This window comes from Winogradskyella pacifica, from assembly GCF_013403915.1.
In the GTDB taxonomy this organism is placed as follows: domain Bacteria; phylum Bacteroidota; class Bacteroidia; order Flavobacteriales; family Flavobacteriaceae; genus Winogradskyella; species Winogradskyella pacifica.
In genome coordinates this window covers 33,707-51,174 of sequence record NZ_JABFDI010000010.1, presented here as the reverse complement: position 1 = coordinate 51,174, position 17,468 = coordinate 33,707, and the positions used below count along the sequence as shown (strand labels likewise).

Annotated in this window: 15 protein-coding genes; 8 read left to right on the top strand and 7 right to left on the bottom strand. The window is 33.4% G+C overall.

The features are described 5' to 3' along the window. Positions 1 to 17: 17 nt before the first annotated feature. From HM984_RS10335 to HM984_RS10325, 3 genes are all read left to right on the top strand, one after another. Positions 18 to 2,609, top strand: coding sequence for a CHAT domain-containing protein (locus tag HM984_RS10335; protein ID WP_179349112.1), 2,592 nt, complete (start codon positions 18 to 20; stop codon positions 2,607 to 2,609). Then, entirely contained in the window at positions 2,597 to 3,037 is a 441-nt protein-coding gene (locus tag HM984_RS10330; RefSeq protein WP_115810528.1) for a retropepsin-like aspartic protease, read from the top strand. Before HM984_RS10335 ends, HM984_RS10330 begins: the two co-directional genes overlap by 13 nt. Positions 3,038 to 3,118: 81 nt before the next feature. Further along, on the top strand, positions 3,119 to 3,748 hold the full coding sequence (locus HM984_RS10325; protein WP_115810530.1) for a response regulator: 630 nt from the start codon (positions 3,119 to 3,121) through the stop codon (positions 3,746 to 3,748). Between the two features lie 551 nt (positions 3,749 to 4,299). Here HM984_RS10325 and odhB read toward each other — a convergent pair. Continuing rightward, positions 4,300 to 5,565, bottom strand: coding sequence for a 2-oxoglutarate dehydrogenase complex dihydrolipoyllysine-residue succinyltransferase (odhB, locus tag HM984_RS10320; RefSeq protein ID WP_115810532.1), 1,266 nt, complete (start codon positions 5,563 to 5,565; stop codon positions 4,300 to 4,302). A 73-nt stretch (positions 5,566 to 5,638) separates the two neighbouring features. Continuing rightward, on the bottom strand, positions 5,639 to 8,395 hold the full coding sequence (locus HM984_RS10315) for a 2-oxoglutarate dehydrogenase E1 component (protein WP_115810534.1): 2,757 nt from the start codon (positions 8,393 to 8,395) through the stop codon (positions 5,639 to 5,641). 123 nt (positions 8,396 to 8,518) lie between these two features. On the opposite strand from HM984_RS10315, the gene HM984_RS10310 reads away from it, so the two are divergent. The 5 genes from HM984_RS10310 (at position 8,519) to HM984_RS10290 (ending at position 13,472) form a co-directional block, all read left to right on the top strand. Continuing rightward, positions 8,519 to 9,055, top strand: a complete 537-nt coding sequence (locus HM984_RS10310) for an alpha-ketoglutarate decarboxylase (protein ID WP_245940355.1) — start codon at positions 8,519 to 8,521, stop codon at positions 9,053 to 9,055. Positions 9,056 to 9,208: 153 nt separating this feature from the next. Continuing rightward, complete coding sequence (nirK, locus tag HM984_RS10305; RefSeq protein WP_179349111.1) at positions 9,209 to 10,651, top strand: copper-containing nitrite reductase; 1,443 nt, start codon at positions 9,209 to 9,211, stop codon at positions 10,649 to 10,651. Between the two features lie 4 nt (positions 10,652 to 10,655). Further along, entirely contained in the window at positions 10,656 to 11,438 is a 783-nt protein-coding gene (locus HM984_RS10300) for a formylglycine-generating enzyme family protein (RefSeq protein ID WP_179349110.1), read from the top strand. A 161-nt stretch (positions 11,439 to 11,599) separates the two neighbouring features. After that, entirely contained in the window at positions 11,600 to 12,205 is a 606-nt protein-coding gene (locus tag HM984_RS10295) for an SCO family protein (RefSeq protein ID WP_179349165.1), read from the top strand. Between the two features lie 7 nt (positions 12,206 to 12,212). Then, positions 12,213 to 13,472 (top strand): alginate export family protein, encoded by a 1,260-nt coding sequence (locus HM984_RS10290; RefSeq protein WP_179349109.1) that lies wholly within the window; start codon positions 12,213 to 12,215, stop codon positions 13,470 to 13,472. Positions 13,473 to 13,590: 118 nt separating this feature from the next. On the opposite strand, the gene HM984_RS10285 is transcribed toward HM984_RS10290, so the two are convergent. The 5 genes from HM984_RS10285 to ric form a co-directional block, all read right to left on the bottom strand. Then, positions 13,591 to 14,040 carry a pyridoxamine 5'-phosphate oxidase family protein gene (locus HM984_RS10285; RefSeq protein WP_179349108.1) on the bottom strand — a complete coding sequence of 150 codons (450 nt, stop codon included), beginning with the start codon at positions 14,038 to 14,040 and terminating at the stop codon, positions 13,591 to 13,593. Between the two features lie 35 nt (positions 14,041 to 14,075). Next, a complete protein-coding gene (locus HM984_RS10280; protein ID WP_179349107.1) occupies positions 14,076 to 14,900 on the bottom strand; it encodes a universal stress protein in 825 nt (274 codons plus the stop codon). 71 nt (positions 14,901 to 14,971) lie between these two features. Next, positions 14,972 to 15,436 carry a hemerythrin domain-containing protein gene (locus tag HM984_RS10275; protein ID WP_179349106.1) on the bottom strand — a complete coding sequence of 155 codons (465 nt, stop codon included), beginning with the start codon at positions 15,434 to 15,436 and terminating at the stop codon, positions 14,972 to 14,974. Next, on the bottom strand, positions 15,426 to 16,619 hold the full coding sequence (locus tag HM984_RS10270) for a hypothetical protein (RefSeq protein ID WP_179349105.1): 1,194 nt from the start codon (positions 16,617 to 16,619) through the stop codon (positions 15,426 to 15,428). Before HM984_RS10270 ends, HM984_RS10275 begins: the two co-directional genes overlap by 11 nt. Before the next feature lie 109 nt (positions 16,620 to 16,728). Next, entirely contained in the window at positions 16,729 to 17,460 is a 732-nt protein-coding gene (ric, locus tag HM984_RS10265) for an iron-sulfur cluster repair di-iron protein (RefSeq protein ID WP_179349104.1), read from the bottom strand. Positions 17,461 to 17,468 lie beyond the last annotated feature (8 nt).

Genomic DNA, 17,468 nt, shown 5'->3' with positions numbered 1-17,468 from the left:
AAACGGTTCTATAATAAATGAAAAAAGGACTCATCTTAATTTTTATGCTGGTCTTCGGAACTTGTTTTGCTCAAGATTTAGAAGAGGCTATCTATGTAGCTACTGAAACGTTTAATCAAAACCAAACAGATAAAGGTTTAACGGTATTACATAAAAACAGTCTTCAATTTGAAACACAACTTAATACAAAGGATGAGTACTATGCTTTTATAAATCTATTAGTTAATAAAGCGTACTATCTCGATAAAACAAACAGAAAAAAGGAAGCGATTAAGAGCTACGAAAAAGCCCATCAACTTTATAATGACCACAATATTTCAACTTATGATATTGTAGAGTATTGTTTGATTCCTTTAGGTATTCTCTATCATAAAACGAATGCCTATATAAAAGCAGAACAAATTACCACCTATTATCTTCAACTTGCCGAAAAACAAAATAACAAACAACAACAAATTTCTGGTTACATTAATTTAGCAAAGCTCTATCAATCCTTACATAAACATCAGCAAGTTATAACTATTGTAAATAAAGGCCTTAAAGTTGAAGGCATAATAAAACATCAAAAACAAAACCTCAACTATATAAAAAGAAAAAGTAATCTACTTATAAAAAGCAATCAAAAGCGATTGTTTTTGGAAAATGATCTCATTGTTCTAGGACGTGATATTGGTAATCTTGAAGACCTTCAACTCCACTACGAAACGGCTTTAAACAATGAAGATTATGACAAAGCCTTTTCTTATTTAAATCGTTTAAGACCTCTAACAATTAACAACCTTTCCTCTGCACGAAGTAGAGCGCAATTTAGTTTTCAGGAAGCACAATTAGATTTTAAACGAAACCTAAATGACAAGGCCATTGCTAAATTAAAAAATTGCTTAGCCATTTTATTACCCAATTTTGACGGCACTCAATTACCAAAAACAACTGATTTATATCCCGAAAATACCTTTATTGATGTTTTCGATTTATGGGCCGAGTTAGAAACAGAATCCGAAAACGCACTGCATTATTACGATTTAAGCTTCTATGTTTCTGACTTACTCACACAAGAAAACACCAGCCAAGAAAGCTATATTCTTAATGCAAGCATTAACAAAGGCCGTAGTGAAAAATGCATAGCCATATTATACAATATGTTTCAGCTAAAAGGGGAAAGCGACTATGCCAAACGCGCTTTTAACTACGCAGAATACACTAAAGCTTCAGCTCTAAAATGGTATATTAACAAAAAGACACTTTTAGAAAAACATCCAACCGATAGCCTTCTTTTAAAAGAACATTATTTATTAAAACAGCAACAACAATTATCTAACAGATTACTTAATAGACCTATAAATAGAGCGCAATTGCAATTATTAGATCGCGATAGTTTACAATTACAACTCATAACCACAAGCACTAAATTAAAGCAATTACAAGATTCTATTAATAAAAAATATCCTTCAAATTATTCGAAGAGTATAAATATAACCAACCTAAAATCGAAATTAAACATAGACAAAGCCTGTTTAATAGAATACTTTTATGGGAAAAATAACTTGTATCAATTTGTATTTACACCAAATCATATTGATTTTCAACACATAGAATTATCAGAATCCAACAAACTTAAAATTTCAACATTTATAGATTATTTTGATAATGCGTCAGTCATCAACAATGATATCTCTCAGTTTACAGATCACGCGTTTCAACTCTATGAATTTTTAAAATTGAATAAAATTAGCGCCTATGAAAATGTGGTGATTATTGCAGATGGCTTTTTAAATTTTATTCCTTTTGAAACTTTATTAACGGAACAAACGGCAACTTCTAATTATTCAAAAATGCCGTTTTTAGTGAAGAAACATCGCTTAGCGTATCATACAAGTGCTTTATTTTATACGAATACAAAACCTTATCAGTTCAAGAATTCTGCTTTGGGTGTGTTTCCTGTTTTTGATAATAGTAATTTAAAACTCACCTATTCTTTAGATGAGGCAGAACGTATAGACGATGAAATTAAAACCGAGTTTTTAATGTACAATGCGGCCACAAAAAAAGATGTGTTAGATCAAATAAACCAGTATAGTATTCTGCACCTTTCGACGCATGCTAATAGTGGTGATTTTACAACTCCTGCCAATATCGATTTTATAGATTCAAAATTATACTTACAAGAGTTGTACAATCTCGATTTAACAAATGACTTAGTGGTTTTAAGTGCATGTGAAACTGGTGTCGGAATGCTTCACAAAGGAGAAGGCAGCATGAGTTTGACTCGTGGTTTTAAATATGCAGGAGTTTCTAACTTAGTGGTTTCACTTTGGAAAATCAATGACTTATCGACCTCGCAATTAATGTCTAATTTTTACAGCGATCTCAGAAAAACCGAATCTGCTTTTTCTGCCAATCAAAACTCCAAATTAGCGTATTTAAGTAATCCTGACATTTCCAATATTAAAAAGTCACCCTATTATTGGAGTGCATTTGTCTATTTTGGAGACTTAACGGTATCAAAACCTTCTAGCAACTACAATTTGTATGTCTATTTCATCTTAGGCTTGATAGTTGCATTCTTATGTTGGTTATTAATTTTTAAACAAAAGACATGGAAACGCTAAAAGACTTCCTCTTAAATAAAGGCTATTCTAAAATAAAATTGAAATTTACTAAAACGAATCACTTTGAAATAAAAGCCAGTATTAACGGTGTTAAAGGACGATTTATATTAGATACAGGGGCTTCAAATAGCTGTGTTGGTTTTGAAGCTATTGAGCGCTTTAATCTTAAAGTTAAAGATTCTGAAATTAAAGCTGTTGGTGCAGGTGCATCTGACATGTTGACGCAAATCTCTACGTCCAACGCTATAAAAGTTGGGAAATGGAAGAAAAACCGCATCGCTCTAATCCTATTTAATTTATCTCATGTAAATAATGGCTTAGTAAACCATAATGCAGATCCTGTGGATGGTATTATTGGGGCAGACATCTTAAAAAAAGGTAAAGGCATTATAGACTACGATAAGAAATACTTGTATTTAAAGTTATAACACCTTTCTAAGATTAAAATGGTTTCAGAAATTTTATTTGCTGAAGTTTCTTACTACCTTTAAGATTCTTAATAGCAAAGAATGAACCCCACAATCATTATTGCAGATGACCATCCCTTGGTTCTAAAAGGTCTGCACGATTTTTTAATAGAGAAAAAGTTTAATGTACTTGCGAGTGCTAAAAACGGAAAAGAAGCATTAGCGCTTATAAAAGCGCATACTCCAGATATAGCCATATTAGATATAAAGATGCCGTTCTTAACAGGCTTACAGATTGCTGAGCAATGTAAAACTGATAAACTGCCGACTAAGATTGTACTTATCACTTTCGAAAAGGACGAAAAAACATATTATGATGCCAAAGCATTAGGTGTTTACGGCTATGTTTTAAAAGAATTTGCATTAGTAGAAATTGAAAACTGTATCTCGTCTGTTATAAAAGACAAGGCATATTTTAGTCCAGAACTACTGAAGTTTTTAGAATTACACGAACTACCTGATAATTTTGACTTATTAACTAATCACGAAAAAGGAATTGTTAAGTTAATATCTCAAAATAAAACTGGAGTAGAGATTGCCGACTTGCTTTTAATTTCTCCTCGGACGGTAGAAAAACATAAAAGTAATATTATAAAAAAACTCAAATTAGAGCGAAAACAAAACAGTTTATTGATTTGGGCAAAAGAAAATTCAGCTTTTTTCGACACTTAAATCTAAAAAAAACACAAACTACGTAAAGTTACGTATAGTATGGTGTTGTTTTTTTTATGACCTTTACTTCATGTTACAAATGTAGGGGTTGTAACATAAAATTTTGCTATTAGTTAATTCTAAAAAAACCAGGATTGATTAATTCTTAGGGATTATTAGGCCTTGAACTTTTGTTCGAGGCCTTTTTTTGTGGAATAAAATCAAAAAATACGTAAAGTCACGTATAGTATTGTGTTATAATTATTTGCAACTTTACATCAGCTATTAATTTAAACCTCAAATACAAACCTTATTAGCTTTGAATTGTATTATAGTTCGAAGTTTTTAAAAATACAATAAGTCCATGGAAACAATGAAAAATGAATCAACCTCAAAAAATGACAAGGTATTTATTATCTTATTAATTGTTAGTTCAATAATTGTGATATCGGCAAATATTGCTGTTAATTTCTTTAGTTAATCTTAATTAGTTTAGTTAGTTGCTCTTTGTTAGGAGCAAAAAAGCGCAATCTCAATGAAATTGCGCTTTTTTTATTTATATTTTTTTAGTCTTATAATTCTAAGGCTTTCTTTACATTATTATCCATCAATAATTCTTCTGGACTTTCTAATGCTTCTTTAATAGCAACCAAGAATCCTACAGACTCTTTACCATCGATAATTCTATGGTCGTAAGACAAAGCTACATACATCATAGGATGAATTTCAACATTACCATTTACAGCAATAGGTCGCTCAATAATATTATGCATTCCTAAAATCCCACTTTGAGGAGGGTTTATTATTGGAGTAGACAACATACTACCAAATACACCACCATTAGTAATTGTAAATGTACCACCAGTCATTTCATCAACCGTAATTTGACCATCTCTAGCTCTCAATGCTAAACGTTTAACTTCAGATTCAATTCCTCTAAATGATAAATTCTCTGCATTTCTAATTACTGGTACCATTAATCCTTTAGGACCTGAAACGGCAATACTAATATCTACAAAATCGTAAGTCAACATTTCCTTACCATCTATCATAGAATTCACAGCCGGATACATTTTTAGTGCTCTAACAACAGCTAAAGAAAAGAAACTCATAAACCCAAGGCCTACTCCATGCTTCGCTTTAAAATCTTCTTTATACTGCTTACGTAATTCAAAGATTGGTGTCATATTAACCTCGTTAAATGTGGTTAACATTGCTGTTGTATTTTTAACTTCCACTAAACGTTCAGCTACCTTACGACGTAACATAGACATTTTGCTATGCGATGTTCCTCTATTTCCACCAGTTGGAGTTCCCATTGAAGGTACCGCTTTTACAGCATCATCTTGAGTAATCCTTCCATCTTTTCCTGTACCTGAAACAGCGCTAGCCTCTATTCCTTTTTCAGCCAATACTTTCTTAGCTGCCGGACTTGCAACTCCAGAAGCATAAGTGTTTTTAGCAGGGTTTGAAGCTTTTTCGCCTGTATTTGGAGTTTGCTCTTGTTCCTTCTTTAATTCGTCCGCAACATTTTTGTCACCACCACCTTCATCACCACCTTTGTAAGTTTCAGGAGCATCCCCTCCACCTTCTGGTTTCGCTGCACTTGTATCGATTAAACAAACAACGGCACCTACTGCAACAGCATCACCTTCTTCTGCTTTAAGAGTAATAGTTCCACTAGCTTCTGCTGGTAACTCTAAAGTTGCCTTATCGCTATCCACCTCAGCAATAGCTTGGTCTTTTTCTACATAATCTCCGTCTTGCACTAACCATTCTGCAATTTCCACCTCAGTAATTGATTCGCCTGGTGAAGGCACTTTCATTTCTAAAATCATATTGTTTTATTTATAACCTATGGTCTTACGTTGTTTTTGTTTGAAGATATCCTTTTTTGATACCCTAATTTTATTATCTCTGGTTGTTTTTGGTTTTATCGAAAACAAAATCAATCACTTCTTTATGTCTTTTCTTAGAACGCACAGAACTTCCTGCTGCTGGTGCACCATAAGGCCTTCTACTTGCTGATCTAAACTGTCTAGCTTCGTCAAAATGCATTAGTAAATGACTATAAGCGCCCATGTTTCTTGGTTCTTCTTGCGCCCAAACAACATCATCTGCATTTTTATACTTTTTAAGTATAGCTCTCATATCTTGAGATGGCAAAGGAAATAATTGCTCTATTCTAACTAAAGCGACATCATCTCGTTCTAGATTTTCTTGTTCCTCTAATAAATCATAATAAAACTTACCCGTAACAAAAACTAGTGTTTTTACTTTGTCTGCTTTAGCATTAGCATCATCAATTAACACCTGGAAACTACCATTTGCAAATTCATCAACAGTAGAAACTACTTTTGGATGACGTAATAAACTTTTTGGCGTAAAGACAATTAGAGGCTTTCTATAATCTGCTTTTATTTGTCTACGTAATAAATGGAACATGTTCGCTGGTGTTGTACAATCGGCAACAAACATATTGTCTTTAGCACACAATTGTAAATAACGTTCCATACGACCAGATGAATGCTCTGCTCCCTGACCTTCATAACCGTGAGGCAATAACATTACTAATCCGTTCTGTAATTTCCATTTATCTTCTGCTGCAGAAATATATTGATCTAGCATTATTTGTGCTCCATTACTAAAATCACCAAACTGTGCTTCCCATATCGTTAATGTTTCTGGACTTGCCATGGCATAACCATAATCAAAACCAACCACACCATATTCCGATAAAAGCGAATTGTATATAAAAAATTTACCTTGTTCGTCGCTTAATTTATTGTGTAAGATAATTTCTTCCTCACTATCCTCCACTTTTACAACGGCATGGCGGTGAGAAAACGTCCCACGTTCTACATCTTGCCCAGAAATACGAATATCATTACCGTCTAATAATATAGAACCATAAGCCAAGTGTTCTGCCATTGCCCAATCTAATCGATCTTCATCAAACATGGTTTGTCTCGATTCTATTAAACGCTGAATTTTTCTTATGAATTTTTTATCCTCTGGTAGATTAGATATAACCTTTGTAATTTCCTTAAGGGCTTCTTTAGGATATGTAGTATCTACAGTCTCCATCATCTTATCCTCTTGTGCCGAATTAAAATTAACCCACTCATTTTGCATAAATGGAGTAATCTCTGTTTTCTTTACCTTACGAGAATCCTCAAGTTTTTCTTCAAGCTTATCTTTGTATTCTTTTTCTATTTTAGCAACAAAGTCGTTATTAATAACTCCTTCTGCTAGTAAGCGTGCAGCATAAATATCTCTTGGATTTTTATGTTTTGCAATCGCTTTGTATAACAATGGTTGTGTAAACTTAGGTTCATCACCTTCGTTATGTCCATATTTTCTATAACCCAACATATCAATAAATACGTCGCGCTTAAATTTCATTCTAAAATGTAAAGCAAATAATGTAGCGTGTACTACTGCTTCAACATCATCCGCATTAACATGTAATACTGGAGAAAGTGTTACTTTACCAACATCTGTACAATAGGTACTAGAACGTGCATCTAAATAATTAGTAGTAAACCCAATTTGGTTATTAACTACGATATGTATCGTTCCGTTGGTTTTATAACCATCGAGTTGCGCCATTTGAACTAACTCATAAACTAAACCTTGACCCGCAATTGCAGCATCACCATGAACAATAATAGGTAGTACTTGAGATGGGTTATCAGGATATTTATCGTCTTGTTTAGCTCTAACGATTCCTTCTACAACAGCTCCAACCGTTTCTAAATGCGAAGGATTTGGTGCTATATTTAAATTAATTTTTTTACCTGCATCACTAACACGATCGCTCGTCCAGCCTAAATGGTATTTTACATCACCATCAAAAACTTCTTGCTCGTAATCTTTACCATCAAACTCGCTAAAAATATCTTTTGCAGATTTACCGAAGATATTTGTTAATGTACTCAAACGACCACGATGTGCCATTCCCATTACAAATTCTTTTACATCATAACCAGAAGCGTGCTCTATTAAAGCATCTAATGCTGGTATTAATGCTTCGCCTCCTTCTAAAGAAAAACGTTTTTGACCTACATATTTAGTATGTAGAAAGTTTTCGAAGGAAACTGCTTCATTCAGTTTTCTTAAAATTGTTTTCTTCTGATCTGGAGAAAACTGCGGGTGATTATCATTAACATTAAGCTTTTGCTGAATCCATTTAATTTCTTCAGGTTTTCTGATGTACATGTATTCTACACCAATAGACTCACAATACACTTTTTCTAAGTGATCGATGATAACTTGTAATGTCACAGATCCTAAATCTAAAACTTCACCAGCTGAAAATACAGTCTGTAAATCGTTTTTAGACAATCCGAAATTTTCAATTTCTAATGTAGGCGCATACTTACGTCTTGCACGTACAGGATTGGTTTTAGTAAATAAGTGACCTCTACTTCTGTAGCCATCTATAAGTTTTAGAGCCTGAAATTCTTTTTGAAGTTGTTCTGGTATTTGAGTAGAAACACCTTCTACTATTTCACCATCTAATCCATAATTTTCAGATCCGAAGTCGTAACCTTGAAAAAAGGCACGCCAACTTGGCTCTACAGAATCAGGGTTTTTTAGGTATTGGTCGTATAAATCAGCAAAATATGCTGTATGTGCCGCGTTGAGAAAGGAATATTTATCCATTTTACTTTTTGAGACGTTGTCGTTTCAACATAATTTATTCAAAAATACAACTTTTGCTAAATATAGATAAGGATTTATTATATTTATAACATATTGAATAGAACAAATTAAACTATGACAAATTTGAAGCAATTTCTCAAGCATAAAATAGTATTATGCACGTTATTTTTATGTTTTTTTACATTATTTTCATTTGCTCAAAAAACGAATACTAATAGGAGTAATTTTTGGAGCCAAGTAGAATATGGGGGAGGCATTGGCTTAAATTTCGGAGATGGTTTCTTTAGTGGGTCTTTAGCTCCAAATGCGCTATATAGATTTAACCCTTACGTGGCAACTGGTATTGGTCTTAATTTTTCTTATAGTAGTCAAAAAGATTTTTTTAAATCTACCGTTTTCGGAGGTAGTATCATAGGTTTGTTTAATCCTTATAGAGAATTACAAATATCTGCAGAGTTTGAACAACTAAATGTAAGTCGAAAATTTGACGATAACTTTGTAACAAACCTTGATGAAAACTATTGGTATCCCGCCTTATTTCTAGGTGCAGGTTACACCAATGGCAATGTAACTATTGGTATTAGATACGATGTCCTTTACGACGGTGATAAAAGTATTTACTCAGAAGCTTGGATGCCCTTTGTAAGGTTTAGATTTTAAAACCCTGATTTAATTTAACTTATACACCTTCCCTAACTATTAATACACTACCTTATTGGTTAACGACTTTAAATAGGATAATTTTGTCCTAAATATGATATTTATCATATTTTCTCTTAGAATTCTCTTCTATTTTTGTTAAAAATCAAACCAATGAAAACACTACTAAAACCAATTATTTTTAGCTTAACATTATTAATGTTAAGCTGTGGGGATTCTGAAAAACAAGAACAACATAGTGCTACTGCAGAAATTCCCGTCAGTAGAGAAATGATAGCAGAGCTTACGTCTCCACCAAATGTACCAACACCAGTTGGTAGACGAAAAGCCAAAAAACTTATTGTTAATATGGAAATTCTTGAAGAAGAAGGCGAATTAACAGATGGAGTAAAGTATGTATATTGGACCTTCGGAGGTTCTGTACCAGGCAGTTTTATTAGAACACGTGTAGGTGATGAAGTAGAATTCACATTATCTAATCACCCAGATAATAAACTCCCACATAATATAGATTTACATGCTGTAACGGGTCCAGGGGGTGGAGCAGAATCTTCTTTTGTAGCACCAGGCCATGAAAAAACATTTTCATTTAAAACATTAAACCCAGGACTCTATGTTTACCACTGTGCAACAGCACCTGTAGGAATGCATATTGCAAATGGAATGTATGGTCTTATTCTCGTTGAACCAGAAGGAGGATTGCCACAAGTAGATAAAGAATACTACATTATGCAAGGTGATTTTTATACCAAAGGTAAAAACGGTGAACGTGGCTTACAGCCCTTCGATATGCAAAAAGCAGTTGACGAAAATGCCGACTACGTTGTATTTAACGGAAGCGTTGGCGCCTTAACTGGTGACAATGCCATAACAGCTAAAGTAGGCGAAACGGTTAGACTTTATGTTGGTAATGGAGGACCGAACCTTGTCTCTTCTTTTCATGTTATTGGTGAAATATTTGATAAAGTACATGTTGAGGGCGGTGACTTAATCAATGAAAATGTACAAACCACGCTTATTCCTGCTGGTGGTGCTGCTATTGTAGAATTTAAAGTCGATGTACCTGGCACGTTTATTCTAGTTGATCACTCTATATTTAGAGCTTTTAATAAGGGAGCTTTAGGTATGCTTAAAGTTGAAGGTGAAGAACAAAAGAAAATCTATTCTGGTGAGATTAGAGAAGGTATTTATTTACCTGAAGGACCAGGAATCCAAAACATGCCAACCACTAATGAGATTGTAGAATCTGAAATTCCTGCAAAATCTTTCGAAGAACAAATGGAGTTTGGAAAACAAATCTATATGCAAAATTGCTTTGCATGTCACCAAAGTGAAGGTCAAGGTATTCCTAATGCCTTTCCACCATTGGCAAAATCAGATTACTTAAATGCAGATGTAGATCGTGCCATTGGAGTTGTCGTAAACGGGTTAAGCGGAGAAATTACTGTAAACGGAAACAAATACAACAGTGTAATGACCAAACAGATGATTTCTTCAGATGATGTGGCCAACGTATTAACCTATGTTTATAACAGCTGGGGCAATTCTAAGAAAGTAGTAACCAAAAAAATGGTTGACGACGTTAAAAAGAAATAATATTATGAAAACCAAAGTCTTTAGTTTGTTCATAATGTGTTTAGTGGTTCAATCCTTAATGTTTGGACAGACTAAAGACATGGTTCTTATAGAAGGGAGTCGCTATATTCCTTTATACGGAAGAGATTCTACAGTAGTTGAAGTCAAAGATTTTAATATGGATATCTATCCAGTATCTACTGAAGAATATAAGCAATTCCTAAAAGAAAATCCTAAATGGAGAAAATCTAAAGTTGTATCGTTATTTGCAGATAAAAGTTATTTAACTAATTGGAAAACCGACTTAGAACCCAAAGACTCTATTCATCTTAACAGTCCGGTTAACTATGTCTCTTGGTTTGCGGCAAAAGCCTATTGCGAATGTCAAAATAAACGTTTACCAACAATTGACGAATGGGAATATGTTGCCATGGCAGACGAAACCACAAAAGATGCACGTGTAAAACCATCTTATAACGCACAAATTTTAGCCTGGTACGAAGCTCCTAGAACAAAGGAAAACCGCATCGGTGAAACACCAAAAAATGCTTGGGGTGTTTACGATTTACACGGTTTAGTGTGGGAATGGACTTTAGATTTTAATTCGGTATTAATCACTGGAGAATCTAGAAAAGATGTCGATAAGGATAGTAATCTATTCTGTGGAAGTGCAGCAGTTAATGCAACAGATTTAATGAATTATGCCGCATTTATGCGTTATGCCATTAGAGGAAGTTTAAAAGCTAAATACTCTATGAAAAACCTAGGCTTTAGATGCGTACAAGATATTAAAAAAGAAAACAAATGAACGTTTCAAAGAAAAAGCACAAACACGTCATTCATATAAATAACGTGAGTAACTATTTAAAATTAACAATCTCAGTGTTGGTAATGTTAATGGTTGTAACATCATGCAAATCGGATGCATCTAACAATTCTGAAACTGCATTAGATATGTATCAATGTCCAATGCAATGCGAAGGAGACAAAACTTATGATGAAGCAGGTAGTTGTCCTGTTTGTAACATGGATTTAAAACAAGTAGAAACAGCTTCAAAAGACATAGAAACTGATGAGATTTCAGAGGAATCTATTTTCAACCTAACAAGTGAATGGCATACTGAAGAAGGAAATAAAATTCAACTTGAAGATCTTAAAGGAAAAACTTTGGTCATGGTTATGATTTACACCTCGTGCAAAGCAGCTTGCCCAAGATTGGTGGCCGATATGCGACATATTGAAGCTCAAATTCCTGTTGAGAATATTAAGAATGTTCAATTTGCATTAATCTCTATCGACCCAAACACTGACACACCAGAACGATTAAAAGCCTTCGCTATAGAAAACGCGATGGATGGAGAACAGTGGACCTTTTTACAAGGTACAGAAAGTGGAGTTAGAGAATTTGCCAATGTACTATCTGTAAAATATAAAGAGATTTCTCCAATAGACTTTTCGCATTCTAATATTATTAGTGTGTTTAATCCAGCGGGAGAATTAAAACACCAACAAGAAGGTTTAGGTGTAGATAATAAAGAAACTATTGAAGCCATCCTTCAGTTAACCCAATACTAATTTAAAGATGAAAACACTACTAACAATTCTTTGCTTAGGAGTTGTAATGACATCCTATGCTCAAGAATTTGAAATTTCGGCAGAATTAAGACCACGATTTGAATACAGACATGGATATAAAACGCTGATTCCAGATGATGTAGACGCTGCAACATTTATATCGCAACGTACACGATTAAATTTTAATTACGGAAGTGAAACATTGAATGCTTTTGTGTCGTTTCAAAATGTGAGAGTTTGGGGCGATGTTCCAACTACGTCTTTGGAAGACAAAAACGGAATTACACTGCATGAAGCTTGGGCAGAATTAGTTTTTAATCCAAAATTAACTGTAAAATTAGGTCGACAAGAAATCAATTACGACGACCACAGAATTTTTGGAAATGTAGGCTGGGCACAACAAGCCAGAAGCCATGATGCTATAGTTACCACTTACCAACCAAATACAACGAATCGTTTCGATTTTGGTTTGGCTCTAAATGCAAATGAAGAAACTGTTTTTGACACAGATTACGCCGTTAATAATTATAAGGCATTTCAATATATTTGGTATCATACTAATCTAAAAAATGTTGGATTAAGTGTTTTACTATTAAACAACGGTTTAACCTATATGGATGAAAACGATGAGCAAAAAGTAGATTATAATCAGACTATAGGTTCTAGAATGACCTTCCAAAAAAACAAATGGCAGACTGATGCGTCTATCTATTTTCAAACTGGGTCATTGGCAAACACAGATTTGAGTGCTTTTAATATTGCGGCTAATGCCTTTTATAAAATTAATACTGAATTTAAAACGGGATTAGGTATAGAATATCTTTCGGGTACTGATATGAACACTACTGAAAACAAGCTAAAATCATTTAATCCATGGTTTGGTACCAATCATAAATTTAATGGATTGATGGATTATTTTTATGTGGGCAACCATTCTAATTCTGTAGGATTAGTAGATCTTAATGCGATCTTAGAGTATCAAAAAAAGCAATTTTCAGCAAAACTAACGCCTCATATATTTTCATCTGCGGCAACTGTTGTAGACCAGACAGGAAAAGAAATGAGCAATGCATTGGGCACCGAATTAGATTTGGTATTGGGTTATAAGTGGACCAAAGACATCAGTTTTAACGTAGGCTATTCGCAAATGTTTGCCACAGAAACGATGGAGGTTTTAAAAGCGGGCCATAAAGACAATGCTAATAATTGGGCTTGGTTAATGATTACGGTTAAACCAAGTTTATTTAAAACAACACTGAATAATTAAAGCTTAGCATAATTCCCAATATTAGGGGAAATTTAAAAAGAAACAGCAGTGTGTTTCAATAGTTTTATAACGAATTTTAAAGACACAGCCGTAGTCTTTAAGACTTAGGAAGTCTATTTTAGTCATGTCTTATTTTCCCTGTAAATTCTTCAATATTTATAATAAAGATGGTAGGAATGTCGTCAGAATCTATTTTAGCAGAAAATTCACTAATAAAATCTAAATCGCGTAACTCTTTTCGCATTATAACATCTTTTACTCCTAAAGAAAATTCATGTAACATGGCTTTTGCACTACTGCGTTCCAGTTCTATAAATTGACCATGCGCTGCAACAGATCTCCAGTTGGTAATTGAGGTTATTTCAGCAACTTCTAGTGCTACTTTATCATGTTGACGCATGGCGCTAATTTTATGTCCATCACCTGAGTAACAAATAATTCTATTATCTGAATAAAAATAAGTAATAGGTACAACAAAAGGTTTGTTTTGATAAATATATGCTAGATGCCCTATGTAATTTTGGCTCAAAATCAATTGGCACTCTTCTTTATTTAAGGACTTTATCATAATTTTTTACGGTTTGGATTTATTTTAACATAGGTTTAATGACAGTGCAATACTAAGAGTGGTAATTTCATTCTAGATGTTAACTCTTTACTTGGAGAGGCACTAAATAAGCGTTTTAAAAAGGATTTATCTTGAGTAATAAAAGCGGTTATATCTATGGGGTTGGTTTGTATGTAGCTTGAAACAGCATAATCTATGGGTACACCTTCTACAAGGTGGTATTTAGAATCTAATAATGCAATGCTTTCCTTATCTTGTAATGAAATGTTAGAGGCATCATTTTCTGAGCTAATTCTAAGAATGTGAAGTTTCAGTTTAAAATCTTCTATAAAATCTATAATATGTTCTAGTAAGTGACTATTAAAACTATCATCTGTATTTAAGGATACCAAAAATTGTTTAACAGGCGAAAAACTATAATTACTTGGTACAACTATGGTTTTACATTTTACTTTCTCAACAACATTAATGGTGTTACTACCAAAAACAACTTCTTTTACATTAGACGCTCCGTTACTTCCCATGACTACAAAATCGATAGAAAATTTCTGAACCACCTGGTTAATTGCATCGGTAAACACATCAAAATCTATTATCGTTTCAAAATGATAATCTTGAGTTTTGGTATCATTTTTTAATTTTTCGATTAAGGCATCGAGTTTTTCTTGTGGTTTTTTAGTAATAGAATCGTGAATAGAATTTTTTGGAGACATTAATAAATCGTCTGTAACATATCCACTTACTTTATGTACATACATAATGCAAAATGTACATGTTTTAGACTCAAAAAACTGCATTGCATACCTAATTGCATTTGTAGCATTCTTAGAAAAATCTGTAAGTAAAAGTACTTTTTTCATGATTAAAAAACTTTTACTTAAAGTTACGGAAACTTATTAATAGCTGCAATGACATAAATCATGTATTGAATTTACGATTTCCAAAAGACATCACTTTCGTTGTCTTCAAATTTTTCAGGTTGATGTATAATTTCAATATGACGTAGTTGTGCTTCAGTTGCTGCTTTCTGAATTTCGGGAAACAAGATGCGTTCTTCAAATCGGATGTGCTGTTCTAATTCTTCTTCAATTTTACTCAAAATTTTTAAGTCGTCGTCACGATCTTCAAACAAGCGCTTTAATCTTCTGTGTTCCGCTAATGCGCGTTTTATTAATTCGTTTTCAGGCTCTAAAATGGTGAAAATGTGAGTTTCTTCTATTTCAAAATGGGGAATTAAGTGATTTTCAAAAAACCAATCGGCATAAGCTCTAATGCGTTTAGGGGCGATGTCTTTACTAAATCCGGCTCTAATTTTCCAAGATAATAATAAGCCATGATGATGTTCTCTGCTTAATGGTTGAAGTGCTTTATGGCGTTTTTGTGGTTTAGGTTGCATAAGTTTCTTGTTTAATAATAGTGAATAATAGAGCACTGATACCTAAAGGTAAAAGGATGCTAAATAAAAATAATAACAGGTAATAATGAGGTAGAATTCCCGTTCCGAAGTAAAACATAATTCCTTGAATTAACAGCAGCACTTCAGTTAAAACAAAGCCTAAAAGGAAACTGTACACACCAAAATTTAAAGTTTTAGAATTGCTTACGAAGTTGCTTTTCAAAATAAAAGCAAATAAAAAACCTGAAATGACACCCAGCATAAGTAGGTGAATAAATCCGATAACAAAATTGCGGTGATTGTAAACAACTGCAGAGAACTCTGGTAAAATAGATACGGTTTGCAACAGTACTTTTAAGATAAAACAGACCAATGCAAAAGTGTACATATAAGTCACAAGCTTTGGTTCTTTGCGCCATACTAAATACGGATTAAGCTTTATAAGTTGAAAGAATTTATAAAGCATTAAAACTTGAAGTATAACACCCACACCATTAATCCATGGCAAGCTAATATGAGGAGCAAACCATTGAATTGGCAAGGCAAATGTTAGTATTGCAGATGCAATTAACAACCTGTAAAACTGTCTGAATAGCTTAGAGTCTTCAACCTTTAATAGGTGGAAAAATACAGTAATAACAGCAATTAAAAACCAACCGTTAAACTGAAAGTGTAAAAAGAATTGAATGGCAATGTGATAAAAGGCCGAAGTTGGCCCCAGTATGGAAACTGCAGGTCCTAAACACCAAACTCCAATGGTAGAAATCACCATAAATAGGAGTGATACTTTTAACAATTTTTCGGTTGCAGTAGACCTAGTCTTAAGATGTTTCCAAATGAGATACACAAAGTAGTAACTACAAAAGATATGTAATGTTGAAAATGTTATGGATAGTGCCGCATAACCTTGTATGGGGAAACTAATCATCATACCAACAACCGCAAGTTCTGTGAGCCAAAACAAGCGATTAAAAATCTTAGGTTCATTAGGAATAAAATAATGAACAAACAGCGTAAACAGCATTAAATACACCCAACCTAACATGGCAACATGAGAGTGTGCATGTGTTAAAAACCGATAATTTATACCAATAGATTCTAAAAATGAAAAGCGCAGTGCCAAACCCATTAGGGCTGCAACTAGAAAATTAATTAGACATATGACAACTAACTTTTTTTGCATCGTTAAGATTACGATTTAGAAATATACAGATTAATAAGAAGAAAATCCCAAAATGCAAGAGATAACATTTTAGGATTTTCAAGTTTAGAAATGTATTAAGAGCTTGCTATTAATTAAACTGTTGCTCTAATTTTATAGCTTCAGGGAATAAAATATTATTCTCTAAATGAATGTGTAAATGCAAATCTTTTTCAAATTCATCTAACATCGCAAAAGTGACTTTATAGGTGTTACATGCATCTGCAGGTGGAGTGTAATTATTAGTAAGTGCATCAATTTCTCTAAATCGTGCTCCTTCGTTATCATGCTCTTCCATCATCATAGCAATAGGGTTTTCTACCGTACCGAATTGGGGAGATTGCACTACTCCATCTTCTAATTTAGCTTTCATCATCTTTTTAATGAATGGAAAAAGGATGAGTTCCTCTTTTTTCATGTGTGATGCCAATTCTCCCGCAGAAGCTGTAAATAATTCATTGATTTTAAACAATTCTGGATGACGCTCGCCGTGCACACGACATAACTTATCTAAAAACTGACGAAGCACAGGGATTTTTTCTTCGACATATCGGTGATGTTTCTTTTCTATATATTCAGCCAATAAATCTAAAGGCCAAGATTTGTAATCTATAGTTTCAGCTCCTTTAGAATTTAAAACCTGATTAAGTTCATCGATGAGCTGATTGCTATCAATACCTTTTTTATCGCAAGCTTCTTCTACTGTTCGATTACCATTGCAACAAAAATCAATTTTGTATTTAGAAAAAATAGCTGCGGTTCTAAAATCGTCAGCAACGTATTGTCCTATTTCTTTTTGGGTATTTTCTTGAAGTGTTTCCATATTGCATT

What these genes read in the sequence shown, in the direction of transcription:
- HM984_RS10335 (WP_179349112.1), top strand. Translation starts at nt 18, where the DNA reads ATGAAAAAAGGACTCATCTTAATTTTTATGCTGGTCTTCGGAACTTGT.
- HM984_RS10330 (WP_115810528.1), top strand. Translation starts at nt 2,597, where the DNA reads ATGGAAACGCTAAAAGACTTCCTCTTAAATAAAGGCTATTCTAAAATA.
- HM984_RS10325 (WP_115810530.1), top strand. Translation starts at nt 3,119, where the DNA reads ATGAACCCCACAATCATTATTGCAGATGACCATCCCTTGGTTCTAAAA.
- odhB (WP_115810532.1), bottom strand. Translation starts at nt 5,565, where the DNA reads ATGATTTTAGAAATGAAAGTGCCTTCACCAGGCGAATCAATTACTGAG.
- HM984_RS10315 (WP_115810534.1), bottom strand. Translation starts at nt 8,395, where the DNA reads ATGGATAAATATTCCTTTCTCAACGCGGCACATACAGCATATTTTGCT.
- nirK (WP_179349111.1), top strand. Translation starts at nt 9,209, where the DNA reads ATGAAAACACTACTAAAACCAATTATTTTTAGCTTAACATTATTAATG.
- HM984_RS10300 (WP_179349110.1), top strand. Translation starts at nt 10,656, where the DNA reads ATGAAAACCAAAGTCTTTAGTTTGTTCATAATGTGTTTAGTGGTTCAA.
- HM984_RS10295 (WP_179349165.1), top strand. Translation starts at nt 11,600, where the DNA reads ATGCAATGCGAAGGAGACAAAACTTATGATGAAGCAGGTAGTTGTCCT.
- HM984_RS10290 (WP_179349109.1), top strand. Translation starts at nt 12,213, where the DNA reads ATGAAAACACTACTAACAATTCTTTGCTTAGGAGTTGTAATGACATCC.
- HM984_RS10285 (WP_179349108.1), bottom strand. Translation starts at nt 14,040, where the DNA reads ATGATAAAGTCCTTAAATAAAGAAGAGTGCCAATTGATTTTGAGCCAA.
- HM984_RS10280 (WP_179349107.1), bottom strand. Translation starts at nt 14,900, where the DNA reads ATGAAAAAAGTACTTTTACTTACAGATTTTTCTAAGAATGCTACAAAT.
- HM984_RS10275 (WP_179349106.1), bottom strand. Translation starts at nt 15,436, where the DNA reads ATGCAACCTAAACCACAAAAACGCCATAAAGCACTTCAACCATTAAGC.
- HM984_RS10270 (WP_179349105.1), bottom strand. Translation starts at nt 16,619, where the DNA reads ATGCAAAAAAAGTTAGTTGTCATATGTCTAATTAATTTTCTAGTTGCA.
- ric (WP_179349104.1), bottom strand. Translation starts at nt 17,460, where the DNA reads ATGGAAACACTTCAAGAAAATACCCAAAAAGAAATAGGACAATACGTT.